Annotated in this window: 14 protein-coding genes, 2 tRNA genes and 1 riboswitch; of the genes, 1 reads left to right on the forward strand and 15 read right to left on the reverse strand. The window is 61.4% G+C overall.

What is annotated here, in order from left to right:
- Positions 1 to 126: 126 nt before the first annotated feature.
- From ACODTO_RS14765 to ltaE, 6 genes are all read right to left on the reverse strand, one after another.
- A tRNA-Arg gene (locus ACODTO_RS14765) sits at positions 127 to 203 on the reverse strand.
- Positions 204 to 311: 108 nt separating this feature from the next.
- Positions 312 to 402: transfer RNA gene (locus tag ACODTO_RS14770), tRNA-Ser, on the reverse strand.
- 62 nt (positions 403 to 464) lie between these two features.
- Complete coding sequence (gene csrA / locus ACODTO_RS14775) at positions 465 to 653, reverse strand: carbon storage regulator CsrA (RefSeq protein WP_003178872.1); 189 nt, start codon at positions 651 to 653, stop codon at positions 465 to 467.
- Positions 654 to 840: 187 nt separating this feature from the next.
- Positions 841 to 2082, reverse strand: coding sequence for an aspartate kinase (locus ACODTO_RS14780; RefSeq protein WP_139647844.1), 1242 nt, complete (start codon positions 2080 to 2082; stop codon positions 841 to 843).
- An 87-nt stretch (positions 2083 to 2169) separates the two neighbouring features.
- Positions 2170 to 4791: an alanine--tRNA ligase gene (alaS, locus tag ACODTO_RS14785; protein WP_139647842.1), complete on the reverse strand. Its 2622-nt coding sequence runs from the start codon at positions 4789 to 4791 to the stop codon at positions 2170 to 2172.
- A 145-nt stretch (positions 4792 to 4936) separates the two neighbouring features.
- Positions 4937 to 5941 carry a low-specificity L-threonine aldolase gene (ltaE, locus tag ACODTO_RS14790; protein WP_139647840.1) on the reverse strand — a complete coding sequence of 335 codons (1005 nt, stop codon included), beginning with the start codon at positions 5939 to 5941 and terminating at the stop codon, positions 4937 to 4939.
- A 268-nt stretch (positions 5942 to 6209) separates the two neighbouring features.
- Positions 6210 to 6378: riboswitch (FMN riboswitch) on the forward strand.
- Between the two features lie 100 nt (positions 6379 to 6478).
- Between ltaE and ACODTO_RS14795 the strand changes: the two genes are divergently transcribed.
- A complete protein-coding gene (locus ACODTO_RS14795; RefSeq protein ID WP_139647837.1) occupies positions 6479 to 6985 on the forward strand; it encodes a 6,7-dimethyl-8-ribityllumazine synthase in 507 nt (168 codons plus the stop codon).
- Between the two features lie 116 nt (positions 6986 to 7101).
- Here ACODTO_RS14795 and astE read toward each other — a convergent pair whose 3' ends face one another.
- The 9 genes from astE to ACODTO_RS14840 all read right to left on the reverse strand — a co-directional run bounded on the left by astE (position 7102) and on the right by ACODTO_RS14840 (position 17202).
- Positions 7102 to 8109, reverse strand: coding sequence for a succinylglutamate desuccinylase (gene astE, locus ACODTO_RS14800; RefSeq protein WP_139647835.1), 1008 nt, complete (start codon positions 8107 to 8109; stop codon positions 7102 to 7104).
- 12 nt (positions 8110 to 8121) lie between these two features.
- The gene (locus ACODTO_RS14805) at positions 8122 to 8409 is read right to left on the reverse strand and encodes a hypothetical protein (protein ID WP_024776525.1); all 288 of its coding nucleotides are present in this window, start codon (positions 8407 to 8409) and stop codon (positions 8122 to 8124) included.
- Between the two features lie 69 nt (positions 8410 to 8478).
- Positions 8479 to 9825 (reverse strand): N-succinylarginine dihydrolase, encoded by a 1347-nt coding sequence (gene astB / locus ACODTO_RS14810; RefSeq protein WP_175363329.1) that lies wholly within the window; start codon positions 9823 to 9825, stop codon positions 8479 to 8481.
- Positions 9826 to 9997: 172 nt separating this feature from the next.
- Positions 9998 to 11467, reverse strand: a complete 1470-nt coding sequence (gene astD, locus ACODTO_RS14815; RefSeq protein ID WP_175384715.1) for a succinylglutamate-semialdehyde dehydrogenase — start codon at positions 11465 to 11467, stop codon at positions 9998 to 10000.
- Complete coding sequence (gene astA / locus ACODTO_RS14820; protein ID WP_041023505.1) at positions 11464 to 12489, reverse strand: arginine N-succinyltransferase; 1026 nt, start codon at positions 12487 to 12489, stop codon at positions 11464 to 11466. The genes astD and astA overlap by 4 nt, the downstream gene beginning before the upstream one ends.
- 46 nt (positions 12490 to 12535) lie before the next feature.
- A complete protein-coding gene (aruF, locus tag ACODTO_RS14825) occupies positions 12536 to 13555 on the reverse strand; it encodes an arginine/ornithine succinyltransferase subunit alpha (protein ID WP_041023506.1) in 1020 nt (339 codons plus the stop codon).
- Between the two features lie 190 nt (positions 13556 to 13745).
- On the reverse strand, positions 13746 to 14966 hold the full coding sequence (locus tag ACODTO_RS14830; RefSeq protein ID WP_139647832.1) for an aspartate aminotransferase family protein: 1221 nt from the start codon (positions 14964 to 14966) through the stop codon (positions 13746 to 13748).
- 377 nt (positions 14967 to 15343) lie between these two features.
- Entirely contained in the window at positions 15344 to 16324 is a 981-nt protein-coding gene (argR, locus tag ACODTO_RS14835) for a transcriptional regulator ArgR (RefSeq protein WP_139647831.1), read from the reverse strand.
- 113 nt (positions 16325 to 16437) lie between these two features.
- A complete protein-coding gene (locus ACODTO_RS14840; RefSeq protein WP_018612663.1) occupies positions 16438 to 17202 on the reverse strand; it encodes an ABC transporter ATP-binding protein in 765 nt (254 codons plus the stop codon).
- Positions 17203 to 17209: the final 7 nt, after the last annotated feature.

Below are 17209 nucleotides of genomic sequence, written 5' to 3' on the forward strand. Positions count from 1 at the left end.
CCTGTGACCGCTCGGTTCGTAGCCGAGTACTCTATCCAGCTGAGCTACGAGTGCAGGTTGTGGTTTTATACCAGATCACAACTGGTTGAAGCCAAGTTATTTGCATTGCTGCAAACGACTCTTAAATGGTGCACTCGACAGGATTCGAACCTGTGACCGCTCGGTTCGTAGCCGAGTACTCTATCCAGCTGAGCTACGAGTGCATGTGTTGCCGCGCATTATAGGTCGTCGAATCTTTTTGTAAAGCGCTTTTTTCTAGTAATTTCAACAACTTACCGAACAAGCCAGATTACAACGCACTACATGAATAATGGCGGAGAACGGGGGATTCGAACCCCCGACACCCTTTTGAGGTGTACTCCCTTAGCAGGGGAGCGCCTTCGGCCACTCGGCCAGCTCTCCGCAACACGGGGCGTATATTAACCACCTTCCTCCCCGTTTGCAAACATAAAAATCGATAAAAATTAATGGCTTGGTTCGTCGTCCTTCTCTTTCTTGATACGCAGGTAAATTTCCTCCCGGTGCACCGCGACCTCTTTCGGGGCATTGACGCCAATACGCACTTGGTTTCCTTTGACGCCGAGCACGGTCACGGTGATTTCGCCATCGCCAATAATCAGGCTCTCTGCGCACCGACGAGTCAGAATCAGCATACCTTTCTCCTCACGCAATTCAGTTCAGGGACTACAAGTCTGCAAAACAAGGACGTCGGACCTGCAACCGCAACGGTCGCAGCCTACAGGCCTCAGTATTGACCAGCGCGAGCAAAAGAACAGTTTTGAGACGCGCCATTCAAAAAAACAAAAGGGCGCGGTAAAACCGCGCCCTTGGGACAACGCCTTATTCGCCCTGTCGGGCGGCGGCGTCGAGCTCGAAAGCCGTGTGCAGGGCGCGCACGGCCAGTTCCAGGTACTTCTCTTCAATCACCACGGAAACCTTGATTTCCGACGTCGAGATCATCTGGATGTTGATGCTTTCCTTGGCCAGGGCTTCGAACATCCGGCTGGCCACGCCTGCGTGGGAGCGCATGCCGACGCCGACGATCGAAACCTTGGCGATCTTGGTGTCCCCCACCACTTCCCGGGCACCGATTTCGGCTGCGGTCTTGTTCAGCACCGCTTCAGCGGCCTGGTAGTCGTTGCGGTGCACGGTGAAGGTGAAGTCGGTGGTGTTATCGTGCGCGACGTTCTGCACGATCATGTCGACTTCGATGTTCGCGGCACTGATCGGGCCGAGAATCTTGAAGGCCACGCCGGGGGTGTCTGGCACGCCACGGATGGTCAGCTTGGCTTCATCGCGGTTGAAGGCGATGCCGGAAATGATCGGCTGTTCCATGGATTCCTCTTCATCAATAGTAATGAGGGTGCCCGGACCCTCTTTGAAGCTGTGCAGGACGCGCAGCGGAACGTTGTACTTGCCAGCGAATTCGACCGCACGGATCTGCAGCACCTTCGAGCCGAGACTGGCCATTTCCAGCATCTCTTCGAAGGTGATCTTATCCAGGCGCTGAGCCACGGGAACCACTCGCGGATCGGTGGTGTAGACGCCATCCACATCAGTGTAGATCTGGCACTCATCAGCCTTGAGAGCCGCCGCCAGCGCAACACCGGTGGTGTCGGAACCGCCGCGACCGAGGGTGGTGATGTTGCCGTGCTCGTCCACGCCCTGGAAACCGGCGACCACCACAACGCGGCCGGCCTTCAGGTCACCGCGGATCTTCTGATCGTCGATCTGCAGGATACGCGCCTTGTTGTGCGCGCTGTCCGTCAGGATACGCACCTGGTTGCCGGTGTAGGACACCGCCGGCACGCCACGCTTCATCAGCGCCATGGCCAGCAAGGCGATAGTCACCTGCTCGCCAGTGGACACGATCACATCCAGTTCACGAGGAACCGGCTGCTGCTCGCCGCTGATTTGCTTGGCCAGATCGATCAGACGGTTGGTTTCGCCGCTCATTGCCGACAGCACAACCACCAGGTCATCGCCCGCATCACGGAATTTCTTAACCTTGTCGGCAACTTGTTCGATTCTCTCGACAGTGCCGACCGAGGTGCCTCCAAATTTCTGTACGATCAAAGCCATTTCAAAGCCGCCTCTGCCCATGAAGGGCGCCCAATAGTTACTACGGCGGTCGGGCCCGCGACTAGACCGCGAGCCCGAAGCACCGCCTTAAATACCCTGTTCTACAAATGCAACAGTCTGGGCCAGTGCTGCGTCCAGTGCGCCAACGTCGGTACCGCCGCCTTGCGCCATGTCCGGACGACCACCGCCCTTGCCGCCCACTGCCGCAGCGGCCTGCTTCATCAAATCACCGGCTTTGAGTTGGCCGGTCAGGTCCTTGGTCACGCCTGCGACGAGAACGACCTTTTCCTCATGGACACTGCCGAGCAGGATCACTGCGCGGCCGAGTTTGTTTTTCAGCTGATCGACCAGCCCCAGCAGGGCCTTGCCGTCCTGACCGTCCAGACGCACGGCCAGCACTTTCACACCCTTGACGTCCACGGCCTGGGCCGAGAGATCGTCGCCCGCGGCGCTGGCAGCCTTGGCCTGCAACTGCTCGAGTTGCTTCTCCAGCAGGCGGTTGCGCTCCAGCACTGCCGACAGCTTGTCGATCAGGTTGTCACGGCTGCCCTTGATCAGGCTCGCCGCTTCCTTGAGTTGTTCTTCGGCAGCGTTGAGGTACGCCAGTGCCGCGGCACCGGTGACCGCCTCGATACGGCGCACGCCGGAGGCCACACCGCCTTCACTGATGATCTTCAGCAGGCCGATGTCACCAGTCCGGTTGGCGTGGATGCCACCGCACAGTTCCACCGAGAAATCGCCCATGCTCAGCACGCGTACGCTGTCGCCGTACTTCTCGCCGAACAACGCCATCGCGCCTTTCTTCTTGGCGGTGTCGATGTCGGTTTCTTCGGTTTCCACCGGGGAGTTCTTGCGAATCTCGGCGTTGACGATGTCTTCCAGGGCCTTGAGCTGCTCCGGCTTGATGGCTTCGAAGTGGCTGAAGTCGAAGCGCAGGCGCTGGCTATCCACCAACGACCCCTTCTGCTGGACATGCTCGCCCAACACCTGGCGCAACGCAGCATGCAGCAAGTGCGTGGCGGAATGGTTCAGCGAAGTGGCGTGACGCACTTCGGCGTCGACATGGGCGGACACCGGGGCGGCAATCATCAGGCTGCCCGAAGCCAGCACGCCGTGGTGCAGGAACGCACCGCCGGTCTTGGTGGTGTCGCGCACGTCGAAACGCGAGCTGCCAGCCTGCAAGTAACCGCTATCACCGATCTGGCCGCCGGACTCGGCGTAGAACGGGGTCGTGTCGAGCACGATCACGCCTTCCTGGCCTTCGCTCAGGATGTCGACCGATTGGCCGTCCTTATAGATAGCCACGATCTTGGCCGAGCCGGTGGTGCCGGCATAACCGGTGAACTCGGTGGCCACGTCAACCTTGACCAGGCTGTTGTAGTCCATGCCGAAGGCGCTGGCGGAGCGCGCACGCACCCGCTGGGCTTCCATCTCACGCTCGAACCCTTCTTCATCGAGGGTCAGGTTGCGTTCGCGGGCGATGTCGCCGGTCAGGTCCATCGGAAAACCGTAGGTGTCGTACAGCTTGAACACCACGTCGCCCGGTACCACGTTACCCTTGAGCTCGGCCAGGTCCTGCTCGAGGATCTTCAGGCCCTGCTCCAGGGTCTTGGCGAATTGCTCTTCTTCGGCCTTGAGCACGCGCTCGATATGCGCCTGCTGGGTTTTCAGTTCCGGGAAGGCGTCGCCCATCTCGGCCGCCAGGGCCGCGACGATCTGATAGAAGAAGCTGCCCTTGGCGCCCAGCTTGTTGCCGTGACGGCAGGCGCGACGAATGATCCGGCGCAGCACGTAGCCACGGCCTTCATTGGATGGCAGCACGCCGTCGGCAATCAGGAAGCCGCAGGAACGGATATGGTCGGCCACCACTTTCAGCGAAGCCTGGTTGTCGTTGGTGCAACCGATGGCCTTGGCCGAAGCGTCCAGCAGGCTCTGGAACAAGTCGATTTCGTAGTTGGAGTGAACATGCTGCAGCACCGCACTGATCCGCTCCAGCCCCATGCCGGTGTCGACCGACGGTGCCGGCAGCGGATGCAACACGCCGTCGGCGGTGCGGTTGAACTGCATGAAGACGTTGTTCCAGATCTCGATGTAACGATCGCCGTCTTCTTCCGGCGAGCCGGGTGGACCACCCCAGATATCGGCGCCGTGATCGTAGAAGATCTCGGTGCAAGGGCCGCACGGGCCGGTATCGCCCATGGTCCAGAAGTTGTCGGAGGCGTAAGGCGCGCCCTTGTTGTCGCCGATGCGCACCATGCGCTCGGCCGGGACACCGACCTCTTTGGTCCAGATGTCATAGGCTTCGTCATCGGTGGCGTAGACCGTTACCCAGAGTTTCTCCTTGGGCAGGTTCAGCCACTTGTCGGAGGTCAGGAAGGTCCAGGCGAAGGTGATGGCGTCGCGCTTGAAATAGTCGCCGAAGCTGAAGTTACCCAGCATTTCGAAGAACGTGTGGTGACGAGCGGTATAACCGACGTTTTCCAGGTCGTTGTGCTTGCCGCCGGCACGCACGCATTTCTGGCTGCTCACCGCGCGGGTATAGGCACGTTTCTCCTGGCCCAGGAAGCAGTCCTTGAACTGGTTCATCCCCGCGTTGGTGAACAGCAGGGTCGGATCATTGCTCGGGATCAAAGAGCTGGAGGCTACTCGGGTGTGGCCTTGCTCTTCGAAGAAGCGAAGGAAGGCTTCACGGATTTCTGCGCTTTTCATTAGGTTCTTCCACGGAGGCTGCGGCCAAAGGCCTGTGCAAAACGTCAACAGACGAAGCAACGGCAAAGGGCCGCATTATATCGGCCCTGCGCTTGGGGTACAGCGTGTTATGCGATAGAAACTGTCAATTGGGCCGCTTGGGCGATCAGTTGCCGGAAAATTCGACGAAAGTGGCGATCACCCGGTCGATTTGCGCAGCGCTGACGTCCAGGTGGGTCACCATCCGCAGGCGCGGTGCGGCAACGAGTTTGATGCCTCGCTCAGCGGCAAATGCCTTGATCGCCTCGGCCCGCTCGCCCATTTGCACATAGACCATGTTGGTCTGCACCGGCTCGACCTCATAACCCGCCGCCTGCAACCCTTCGGCAAGACGCCGGGCATTGGCGTGGTCGTCGGCCAGGCGCTGGACCTGATGATCGAGGGCATACAGCCCCGCTGCCGCCAGAATTCCGGCCTGACGCATGCCACCGCCGACCATCTTGCGCAGCCGGCGCGCCTTGTCGATCAACCCGACGCTGCCGCACAGGACTGAACCGATCGGCGCGCCCAGGCCTTTGGACAGGCACACCGACACCGAGTCGAAGTGCTGGGTGATCTCCCGCGCATCGACATTGAGCTTGACCACCGCGTTGTACAACCGCGCCCCGTCCAGGTGCAGCGCCAGGCCGTGTTCCTGGGTGAAACGCCGGGCATGGGCCAGATATTCCAGCGGCAGCACCTTGCCTTGCATGGTGTTTTCCAGGGCCAGCAGACGGGTGCGGGCAAAATGGAAGTCATCCGGCTTGATCGCCGCGGCGACCTGCGCCAGGTCCAGGGAGCCATCCGCCTGCACCTCAAGGGGTTGGGGTTGGATCGAACCGAGCACTGCCGCGCCACCGCCTTCGTATTTGTAGGTGTGGGCCTGCTGGCCGACGATGTATTCATCGCCACGCTCGCAGTGAGCCATCAACCCCAGCAGGTTGCTCATGGTGCCGCTGGGCACGAACAGCCCCGCCGCGAACCCCAGGCGTCCGGCGAGCTCGGCTTCGAGACGATTGACCGTCGGATCCTCGCCATACACATCGTCGCCGGTCGGCGCGCCGGCCATGGCATCCAGCATGGCGGCGGAAGGTTGGGTGACCGTGTCGCTGCGAAGGTCTATAACGCTCATGAATCGGGCCTCGGGTGTGGGTGCGGGGGAATTCCCTTTCGAATGGCAATTACTGCGGTCACGGCGACGAATAATCAAGACTGATCGAAGGAAAGGACAATAAAACCCTTGTGTGCAGTGAGAACAAAGCTTGCTCGCGATAGCTGTGGGTCAATCAACATCAATACAACCTGACCCGGTGCCATCGCGAGCAAGCTTTGCTCCCACCGCTCGCTCCCACAGGGGTTATGTGTTAAAAATCCTGCGCCGCCACACAGCGTAGCGGCAAAAACGTTCTCAGGGCGGGGTGTAATTCCCCACCGGCGGTAATTGCACGCAAGGTGCATAGCCCGCGAGCGCTTGGCGAGGCACGGCTTTTTGCGGTGCGGCGGCAAGGTCAGCAGACCCGGTGTGATCCCGGGGCCGACGGTCATAGTCCGGATGAAGAGAGAACGGGATCGGCACCCAAGGACCGCTTGCGGCTGTTTGTGCGCGGCGCATCCTCGACTCCCCTTCGATTCATGACGCCCTGTTTTTCACACAAACAGGAACCAGAACATGCAACCCACTGCAATCGACAGCAAAATCAAACATCCGGGCGAGCGCATTGCGTTCATCCAGGCCTGCTGGCACAAGGAAATTGTCGACCAGAGCCGTAACGGCTTCGTCGCGGAAATGATCAACCAGGGTTATCAGGAAAGTGACATCGACCTCTTCGAAGTCGGTGGCGCCTTCGAGATCCCGCTGCACGCCAAGCTGCTGGCCAAATCCGGCCGCTACGCTGGCATCGTCGCCGCCGGCCTGGTGGTGGATGGCGGCATCTACCGGCATGAATTCGTCGCCCAATCGGTGATCAGCGGCCTGATGCAGGTACAGCTGGAAACCGAGGTACCCGTGTTCTCGGTGGTGCTCACGCCGCACCACTTCCATGCCGGGGAAGAGCACCAGAAGTTTTTCTTCGAGCATTTCGTGCACAAGGGCCAGGAAGCGGCGAAGACCTGCGCTGACACCTTGCACAAGACCCGGGCGCTACGCCGTAGCGAACAGCGCGCCTTAGCCGTCTAAGCACCGCCCCGATGTGGGAGCGAGCCTGCTCGCGATGACGGAGTGTCAGGCTATCAATGCCGACTGATACACCGCTATCGCGAGCAGGTTCGCTCCCACAAGGGTTCGGTGTTGGGTCAGGCCAGGTTTTCGCCGGTGGCCGGCACAATCAGGATGCCCGCCCGCAAGCCATTCTTCACCTTGGGATTCGGGAAGATGATCCGCGCGCCCTCTTCTTCGATCACCCAACGGGTCTGGGCGATATCTTCGGCCAGCACGTAGCCTTTTCCCAGCTCCGAAAAATTCTCGATGTCCGCCGGCAGGTTCAGGCGGAAGCTGTCGCTGTGCTTGATGATCTCCCGGGCCACGCTGAACAGCTGGAGGCCATCCAGCCCGTCGTCCAGCTCAGGCTCGTTGCCTTCGATGATCTGCTTCAGGCGGGTTTCCAGCAGGCTGACATTGACGCCTTCGTTCTCCCCGAACGGCCGCGCCTTGCCCAGTTCCAAGGTGAAGGATTCTGCGCCGAGCTGGTCGTAGGTGTAGGCACTGAAGACGATGGACGGCTTGTTCTGCAGCAGCACCGCTTCCATACCCGCCGCACGCAGGCGGGCCAGTTCACGACGTGAATGCTGGCGACCTTCCTTCCAGGGGTACAGGGCGAACTGCTCGATCTTCGAGCCACGGATGGCCGTGTGCAGGTCGTAATGCAAGCGACTGCGCTCTGGCCGGTTGAAGAAGCTGGCGGCCAACCGCTCCAGCTCGCAAGCCCGCAGCGCTTCCGGGCCACCGCTCAGTTCATGACGGCCATTGAACAGCCGGTTGACGTCCTGTTCGACGAAACGCTCACCGCGGCGGATGGCTTCGGGATTGCCGAACAGGAACAGAATGCGTGCCCGAGGCTTCACGTCTCCACGGGCGATGTCATGCAGCAGGCGGTCGAGCAATTCGATGGGCGCGGTTTCGTTACCGTGGATCCCCGCCGATAACAGCAGGTCCAGGCCATTATCCCGGGCTTCGGGCGGCTTGACCTCCAGCGCGCCCTCGCTCAACCAGCGCATCCGTACGCCTTCGACAGTCAGTTGAGTCTTCTCCGCCGGTTCACGGCCGGCGAGGGTCAGTTCAAGCAGTTTGCCGAGGGCGAGCATAGCGCGGTTTCCTTAATGGTCGTGGCCGCAATCCGGGCCATGGACATGGTCGTCGTCGCCAAGGTCGGCCGGTTCCATTTCCAGCTGCAGGCTGACCAGGTTGGTTGCCAGCGGACGCAACAACAGGTTGGCGTATTCCTCATCCCCTTCCTCGACGTCCACGCCGATCAGCAGCTGACCGCGGCCGTCCTGCTGGATCCACAACTCCTTGCCCTGCCACATCACCGCCACGCGGGTGCAAGAGGTTTCCAGTTGGGTGCCGTCGGTGTCTTCAAGAATCAGCTGCAGTGCATCGCTCATGTTTTTACGTTCTCGTCTGGAGATAAGGCCACGCGCCCTGCTTTGACTGTAGTCAGGTCGCGCGCGCTTTCAATTGATCTGGAAAGGATAGACCGCGCCAAGTTTAAGGATTTGTGTCAATTCATCCAGTGCCGACCGGCATTCGAGCAGCAATTGCGGGTCCGCCAGGTCGCTTTCGGTCATACGGTCGCGGTAATGCCGCTCGACCCACTGGGTCAGCGAATCGTACAGCGGCGCCGTCATGATAACCCCTGGGTTGACGGCCGCCAGCTCGGTTTCATTGAGAGCCACGCGCAACCTCAGACAAGCCGGGCCGCCACCGTTCTGCATGCTCTGCTTGAGGTCGAAGACCTTCACTTCGCGAATCACCCCACCAGAACCCGTCAGGCCTTGCAGGTATTGCCAGACGCGCGGATTGCTGCGGCACTCTTCCGGCACGATCAACAGCATCGAGCCGTCGGGACGCGACAGCAGCTGGCTATTGAACAGGTAGGAACGTACCGCGTCATCGACGCTGACTGCGGAGCGCGGCACGCACACCGACTGAAAGGTCCCACCGACCTTGGCGAGTTTGCTGCTCAGTTCGGCCAGCATCCGGTCGGTCTCGAGAAACGCGTCCTCGTGATAGAACAACACTTCGCCATTGCCGACCGCGATCACGTCGTTGTGAAACACGCCCTGGTCGATCACCGACGGGTTCTGCTGGGCGTACACCACGCCCTCTTCCCGCAGGCCATGCAAACGGGCGACCGCACGGGACGCTTCGAGGGTCTGGCGAGCCGGGTATTTCTGCGGCGCCGGGTAGCGAGTGTCGAAAGCACTGCGACCGAACACAAAGAATTCGACACCTGCCTCACCGTAGCTGCGGCAGAAACGGGTGTGGTTGGCTGCCCCTTCGTCGCCGAACTGTGCCACCGCGGGCAACGCGGCGTGATGGGCGAAGTGCTGTTGATCGGCAAACATCGCCCCCAGTACGCGACTGGTGGTCGGGTGCTCGATGCTGCGATGGTACTTGCAGTTCAGGTTGGCGGCGGTGAAATGCACGCGGCCGTCAGCGGTGTCGGCACTCGGGCTGACGGTAGCGGCATTCGCCACCCACATGCTGGAGGCCGAGCAACTGGCGACCAGCAGCGGCATCGCTTCTTTCGCGGCCTGCTGGATGACCTCGGCGTCGCTGCCGGCAAAACCCAACCGGCGCAGGGCTGCCACGTCAGGACGCTCCTGTGGCGCCAGCACACCTTGCTGGAAGCCCATGTCCATCAGCGCTTTCATTTTCGCCAGGCCCTGCAACGCCGCTTCCTTGGGGTTGGAGCACGCCTGGCTGTTGCTCTGGGACGCGACGTTGCCGTACGAGAGCCCGCCGTAGTTATGGGTCGGCCCCACTAGACCGTCAAAGTTGACTTCAAAGGATTTCATCAGCGAGGCTCCACGAGGATCTGTTTTTTATAGGCATCAAGTAGCAACTGCGGCGCGGCCATCGCGGGCAAGCCTTGCTCCCACAGGGGATTCATACAAAGCCTGTGGGCCAAGGTCAGTTCCCCCAGGGACGGCATGGAACCTGTGGGACCAAGGCTTGCGCGCGATGGATTCATACCATTCGCACACCCGGCGTGAGACTGGCTGGCATGACAAGGCTCGGCGTCTCCAGGGATGCCACCGGGTACGCGCAATAGTCAGCCGCGTAATAGGCGCTGGCGCGATGGTTGCCAGAAGCACCGACGCCGCCGAACGGCGCGCTGCTGGCAGCGCCGGTCAACTGTTTGTTCCAATTGACGATACCGGCACGGCTTTGCAGCCAGAACTGCTGGTAGCGCTCCTGGGAGTCGGACAACAAGCCGGCGGCCAGGCCGTATTGGGTGTTGTTGGCCTCGGCGATGGCCGCTGGGAAATCCGCGTAGCGGATCACTTGCAGCAATGGCCCGAAAAGCTCTTCGTCAGGACGTTCGGCCACCGCCGTCACATCGAGAATCCCTGGCGTCAGCAACGCGGCCTGAGGCTGTGGCTGAGTCATCGTCAGCAGCGCCACGGCGCCGAGGCCCAACAGGTGATTCTGTGCGTCCATCAAGGCTTTCGCCGCGCCCAGGGAAACCACCGAGCCCATGAACGGCGCCGGTTGCTGGTCGAAAGCACCGACTTCAATCGCAGAGCTGACCGCCACCAGGCGCGCCAGCAGGGCATCGCCCCACGCCCCTTCCGGGACCAGCAACCGGCGCGCGCAGGTGCAGCGCTGGCCGGCGGAAATGAATGCCGATTGGATGATGGTGTAGACCGCCGCATCGACGTCCGCCACTTCGTCCACCACCAGCGGATTGTTACCGCCCATTTCCAGCGCCAGGATCTTGTCCGGGCGACCGGAGAATTGTTGATGCAGCAGATTACCGGTGCGGCTGGAGCCGGTGAAGAACAGCCCGTCGATGCCCGGATTCGCCGCCAGGGCGATGCCGGTTTCCCGTGCGCCTTGCAGCAGGTTCAGCACACCCGCCGGCAAACCGGCTTCGACCCAGCACCTGACCGTCAGCTCGGCGACTTTCGGGGTCAGCTCGCTCGGTTTGAACAGCACACAGTTACCTGCCAGCAGCGCCGGCACGATGTGGCCGTTGGGCAAGTGGCCAGGGAAGTTGTAAGGGCCGAATACCGCCACCACACCGTGGGGCTTATGCCGCAGGACCGCAGTGGCGTCGCCCAGGGGGCCGCTCTTCTCGCCGGTCCGCTCGCGGTAGCTCTGCACCGAAATGGCGACCTTGTTGATCATGCTGGTGACTTCGGTGGCCGCTTCCCACAACGGCTTGCCGGTTTCCTCGCCGATGCAGTGGGCCAGTTCGTCAGCGTGGCTCTTCAGCGCCGCGGCAAAGGCATCCAGCACCTGAATGCGTTCATCCAGGGAACGCCGGGCCCAATCCGGGAACGCCTGACGCGCAGCCTGCACCGCCGACTCGACCTGCGCGGCCGTGGCGCCCTTGCCCGACCACAGCACTTGCTGGGTCACCGGGTTCAACGACTCAAACATGTCGCCCTGGCCTTCCAGCCAGCTTCCAGCGATATACAGCGAGTTCATCATTTCGACTCCCGAGCAGCAGACAACGCAACGGCGCGCACTTGATCGCCGGCATTGAGTTGAAGACGTTTGGCGGTCAACGGATCGACCACCAGGGTGCCCGAGGCGAAGCGCGCCGGTGCCGCCGTGATGCGGCAATCCAGGCACTTGCGGTTATGGATGAGGAACGGCGTGGCGTCGTCGCCCGGCGTACCGATGGCCAGCACCAGGGCCTGGCTGTCACGGACAGCACGGATCTTGGCGGTTTCGCATTCCACGGCCGGGCCGGCATCGAAGATGTCGACGTAGCCTTGATAGTTGAACCCTTCGCTCTTGAGCATCGACAAGGCCGGCTCGGTGTCCGGATGAACCTGGGCGATCACGGCGCGGGCATCCTCGGACAGGAAACAGGTATACAGCGGAAACTTGGGCATCAGTTCGGCGATGAACGCCTTGTTGCCGACCCCGGTCAGGTAATCGGCCTGGCTGAATTCCATCTTGAAGAAGTGCCGGCCCAGGCTTTCCCAGAAAGGCGAACGGCCGGTGTCGTCGGACATGCCGCGCATCTCGGCAATGATCTTGTTGCCGAACAGCTGCGGGTATTCGGCAATGAACAGCAACCGCGCCTTGGCCAGCATGCGGCCATTGAGGCCATTGCGGTAATCGGCATGCAGGAACAGCGAACACAGCTCGGAATTGCCGGTCAGGTCGTTGGCCAGGAACAGCGTCGGGATTTCCCGGTAGATGTTCAGCTCCTGGGAAGCGCTCACCGTCAGGCCCACGCGGAAGTTGTACCAGGGCTCACGCAGGCCCACGGCGCCAGCGATGGCGGAGATGCCTACCACTTGGCCATCATCGTTTTCGAGCACGAACAGGTAGTCCGCATCGCCACGCCCGGCTTCGCCGCGAAAGGTCTTCTCGGCCCAGCCAACCCGATGGGCCAGGCGCTCTTCGTTGGCCGGCAAGGTGGTCAGGCCGGTGCCGGTGCTGCGGGCCAGGGCGATCAGAGCGGGTAAATCGCTGCTGCGTACGGGACGAACGATCATGCTATCTCCTCAGACGGGCCGCTCATGCCACCCGCGAAACTCAGACTTAAACCGCCACCAGGCGCACGCTGGCGCCTTCGCCAACGCCCAGGGCCTCGGCCGCTTCCATGTCCAGGGTCACCGGTTTACCCGGCGCGTAATCGAGCTCGAGCAACACCGCGCGGTAATCCTGCAACTGGGCATTGGCCACCAGGTATTGCCGACCGGCACCCTTGACCGGCTCGCCGAGCTTGACCGGCACCACGCGGCTCTGGGCAATCGAGCGAATCCCCGAGACGCGGGCATGCAGGGTCGGGCCGCCATCGAAGATGTCGATGTAATGATCAGTCTCGAAGCCTTCGCGCATCAGGATGTCGAAGGTGATCTGCGCACGCGGATGGACCTGCCCCATGGCTTCCTGAGCGGCGTCCGGCAGCAGTGGTACGTAGATCGGGTAATGGGGCATCAATTCGGCAAGGAAGGTACGGCTCTTCAACCCACACAGGCGCTCGGCGGCGGCGTAGTTGAGGTCGAAGAAATTGCGGCCGATGGCGTCCCAGAACGGCGAGTCGCCATTTTCATCGCTGTAGCCGACGATCTCGGTCACCACCGAATCGGCGAACCGCTCCGGATGGCTGGCGACGAACAGCAGGCGCCCGCGGGAATTGAGTTCCGCCCACGGCGTTCCCACCAGGTCCCGGACCACATAGAAACTGGTCAGCAGGCTGTTGCCGGTCAGGTCGTGGCACTGGGAAAGCACGTGGATCTTGTTGTGGATCTTCAGCTCACGGGAGGCATGGACGAACGTCTCGTTGCGAAAACTGTAGAACGGCTCGGAATAACCGGCCGACGCGACGATGGCCGAACAGCCCACCAGCTTGCCGGTGGCCGTGTCTTCAAGGACGAAGAAATAGCTTTCTTCACCGTTGAAACTGACTTCGGCGGCAAACGAGGCTTCACTCGCGGCGATCTTGTCGCTCAAGCGTTCCACGTCATCCGGCAAGGAAGTGACACCGATCGGACTGTCCGCAGCCAGACGCTGTACCTCGCCCAGATCCGCCATTTGCGCGGGGCGCATCACCAGCATGGTGTCACTCCTTAACTTGAAATAAAGGGTTCGACCAAAAGGTCGACACAAAGAAAAAAACGACTTCATGTGGGAGCAAAGCTTGCTCGCGATGCAGACACTGGGCTTCACCTTTCACAACGAGGCGATCCCATCGCGAGCAAGCTCAGCTCCCACAGGAACCTGGCTCCCATGGAGCCAGCTTTCAGAATCAGGCTTGGGTCAGCTTCGCCGCGGCCTTCTCGAAACGGTCCAGGCCGGCGTCGATGTCGGCGTCTTCCACCACCAGGCTCGGGGCGAAACGGATCACGTCCGGGCCGGCTTGCAGGATCATCAGGCCTTCCTGTTCGGCGGCGTTGAAAATGTCCTTGGCCTTGCCTTTCCAGGCGTCGCTCAGCACGCAGCCGATCAACAGGCCCAGACCGCGTACCTGGGTGAACAGGCCGTACTTCTCGCCGATCTGCTCCAGGCGGGCCTTGAACTTGTGATGCTTGGCCTTGACGCCGTCGAGCACCTCGGGGGTGTTGACCACATCGATCACTGCCTCGGCCACCGCGCACGCCAGCGGGTTGCCGCCGTAGGTGGTGCCGTGGGTACCGACCACCAGGTGCTTGGCCAGCGCTTCGGTGGTGAGCATCGCCGCGATCGGGAAACCACCGCCCAGGCTCTTGGCGCTGGTGAGGATGTCCGGAACCACGCCGTAATGCATATAGGCGAACAGTTTGCCGCTGCGGCCCATGCCGGTCTGTACTTCGTCGAACACCAGCAGCGCATTGTGCGCATCGCACAGGTCGCGGGCGCCTTGCAGGTAGGCTTGCTCGGCCGGCAGCACGCCGCCTTCGCCCTGGATCGGTTCCAGCACCACGGCGCAGGTCTTGTCCGAAATGGCCGCTTTCAGGGCTGCCAGGTCGTTATAGGGAACGTGGGTGATGCCGGTGATCTTGGGACCGAAGCCATCGGAATATTTCGACTGCCCGCCGACATTGACGGTGAACAGCGTGCGGCCGTGGAAACTGTTGAGCGCGGCGATGATTTCGTACTTTTCCGTGCCGAAACGATCGAACGCAACACGACGGGCCAGCTTGAAGGCGGCCTCGTTGGCTTCGGCGCCGGAGTTGCAGAAGAACGCACGCTCGGCGAATGTCGCGTTGACCAGTTTATGGGCCAGGCGCAGCGCTGGTTCGTTGGTGAATACGTTGGAGACATGCCACAGTTTGTTGGCCTGCTCGGTGAGCGCGCCAACCAGCGCCGGGTGGGCGTGGCCCAACACGTTGACTGCGATACCGCCGGCGAAATCGATCAACTCGCGGCCGGACTGGTCCCACACACGGGAACCGGCGCCACGCACGGGGATGAAGGCAGCAGGCGCATAGTTGGGGACCATTACCTGGTCGAAATCGGCGCGTTGTACCGCGGCTTGCTCAACGGACATCGGAGTCTCCTGAAGAGAAACACTCGCCTGGAAATGGCGAGCTTGGTGAGGATTGTAAGGACAGTTTTCAGCCCGGCCTTGCCGCCAAGCGACAACTTCTTATAGCGCCAACCCCCGTTTTCATTGGGTTTATGGCAATGCGACAAATAGCGTCGCAAAGGCGCAGTTTAAACGTTGTCGGGGGACTTTAGGCGTCGACGTCCACATTTCCATTGCCAGACACAGATCACCTGTGGGAGCGAGCCTGCTCGCGTTAGCGCATTGTCAGTCGACATCGATGCCAACTGAACCGACGCCATCGCGAGCAGGCTCGCTCCCACAGGTGTTTTGCGTAGACCGCCCTACTTTTGCGCCCCCTGCCCTCCGGCGGGAGCTGCCTAACCGCGCTCGGCCGGCACCGACGACAATTCGAACGGGCTGCTGCTGCGTCGCTGGTTGCGATCTTCCCGCGGCGTGGCGCCGAAGAAGTTGCGGTAGGCGCTGGAGAAGTGCGGCCCCGAGGAGAAACCACAGGACAAGCCGATCTGGATGATGGATTTGCTGGTCTGCATCAGCATCTGCCGGGCCTTGTTCAGGCGCAGTTCCAGGTAGTACTGGCTCGGCACGCGGTTGAGGTATTGCTTGAAGATCCGCTCCAGTTGCCGGCGGGATACGCACACATGCTGGGCGATTTCGTCAGTGGTCAACGGTTCTTCAATGTTGGCCTCCATCAGCAGCACCGCCTGGGTGAGCTTCGGATGGCTGGAGCCGAGACGATTCTGCAGCGGAATGCGCTGGCGCTCGCCGCCCTCACGGATGCGCTCGACCACCAGCTCTTCCGACACCGCCCCAGCCAGTTCCGCACCGTGATCACGCGACAGCACCGCCAGCAGCAGGTCGAGCACCGACATGCCACCGCAGGCCGTAAGACGGTCGCGATCCCAGTCGAACAAATGGCTGGTGGCGATGACCTTGGGGAAGCGCTCGGAGAAATCATCCTGCCAGCGCCAGTGCACGGCGGCGCGGTAACCGTCGAGCAAGCCCAATTGAGCCAGGGGATAGACCCCTGCCGACAAGCCACCAATCACACAACCGGCACGCACCAGTTGCTTGAGCGCGCTACTCAGGTTGGAGGCCAGCGCAGCCGGGGGCTCATCGGCCACCAGGAAAAGCTTCTGGAGACCTTCGAGCTTGCCCGCCCAGGGTTCGCCGGGTAACTGCCAGGCCCCCTCGCCCGCCGGTTCGGCCTGCAGGAACGACAATTCGTAGACCACTTCCGGATGCACCCGCTGAGCGACACGCAAGGCCTCCTCAGCCAGCGCCAGCGTCAAGGCTTTAGTGCTGGGCCAAATCAGGAAACCAATTCGATGGGCAGTCATGGCGGGCGATCCGAAACGAAAACAGTGTTAAAGCCAAAAGCGGCTGCAACCAAATTAGACCATCTGGCACGTGGTGCGCAGCATGACCCAAATCAGGTGCGTAACGGGAGCAATTACTTGAGGCTGCCCGAAAGAAATTGTTGCAGGCGCTCCGATTGCGGATTGACCAGCACTTCACGCGGGTTGCCGCTTTCTTCGACGATGCCTTTGTGCAGGAACACCAGCTGGTTCGACACTTCGCGGGCAAAGCCCATTTCGTGGGTCACCACCACCATGGTCCGGCCTTCCAGGGCCAGGGCCTGCATCACCTTGAGCACATCGCCCACCAACTCAGGGTCGAGGGCCGAGGTCGGCTCGTCGAACAACATGACTTCCGGCTCCATCGCCAGCGCCCGGGCAATCGCCACGCGCTGCTGCTCGCCGCCGGACATGTGGCCCGGATAGGCGTCCTTGCGATGGGCCACGCCCACTTTGTTCAGATAATGCTCGGCCTTCTCGCGAGCCTCGGCCTTGGCGACGCCCAGGACATGCACCGGCGCTTCCATGATGTTTTCCAGCGCAGTCATGTGGGACCACAGGTTGAAATGCTGGAACACCATCGACAGCCGCGAACGCATGCGTTGCAGCTGCTTGGGGTCCGCGGCCTTCAACGCGCCGTCTTTGCCGGCCACCAGCTTCAGCTCTTCGTTGTTGAGCAGGATCTTGCCGGCATGAGGTTGCTCAAGCAGGTTGATGCAACGCAGGAAGGTACTTTTGCCGGAGCCGCTGGAACCGATGATGCTGATCACATCGCCGGCGGCAGCTTTCAGGGACACACCCTTGAGCACTTCGTGACTGCCATAGCGTTTATGCAGGTCTTGGACTTCGAGCTTGTACATGCGGTCG

Source organism: Pseudomonas sp. FG13, from assembly GCF_057809755.1.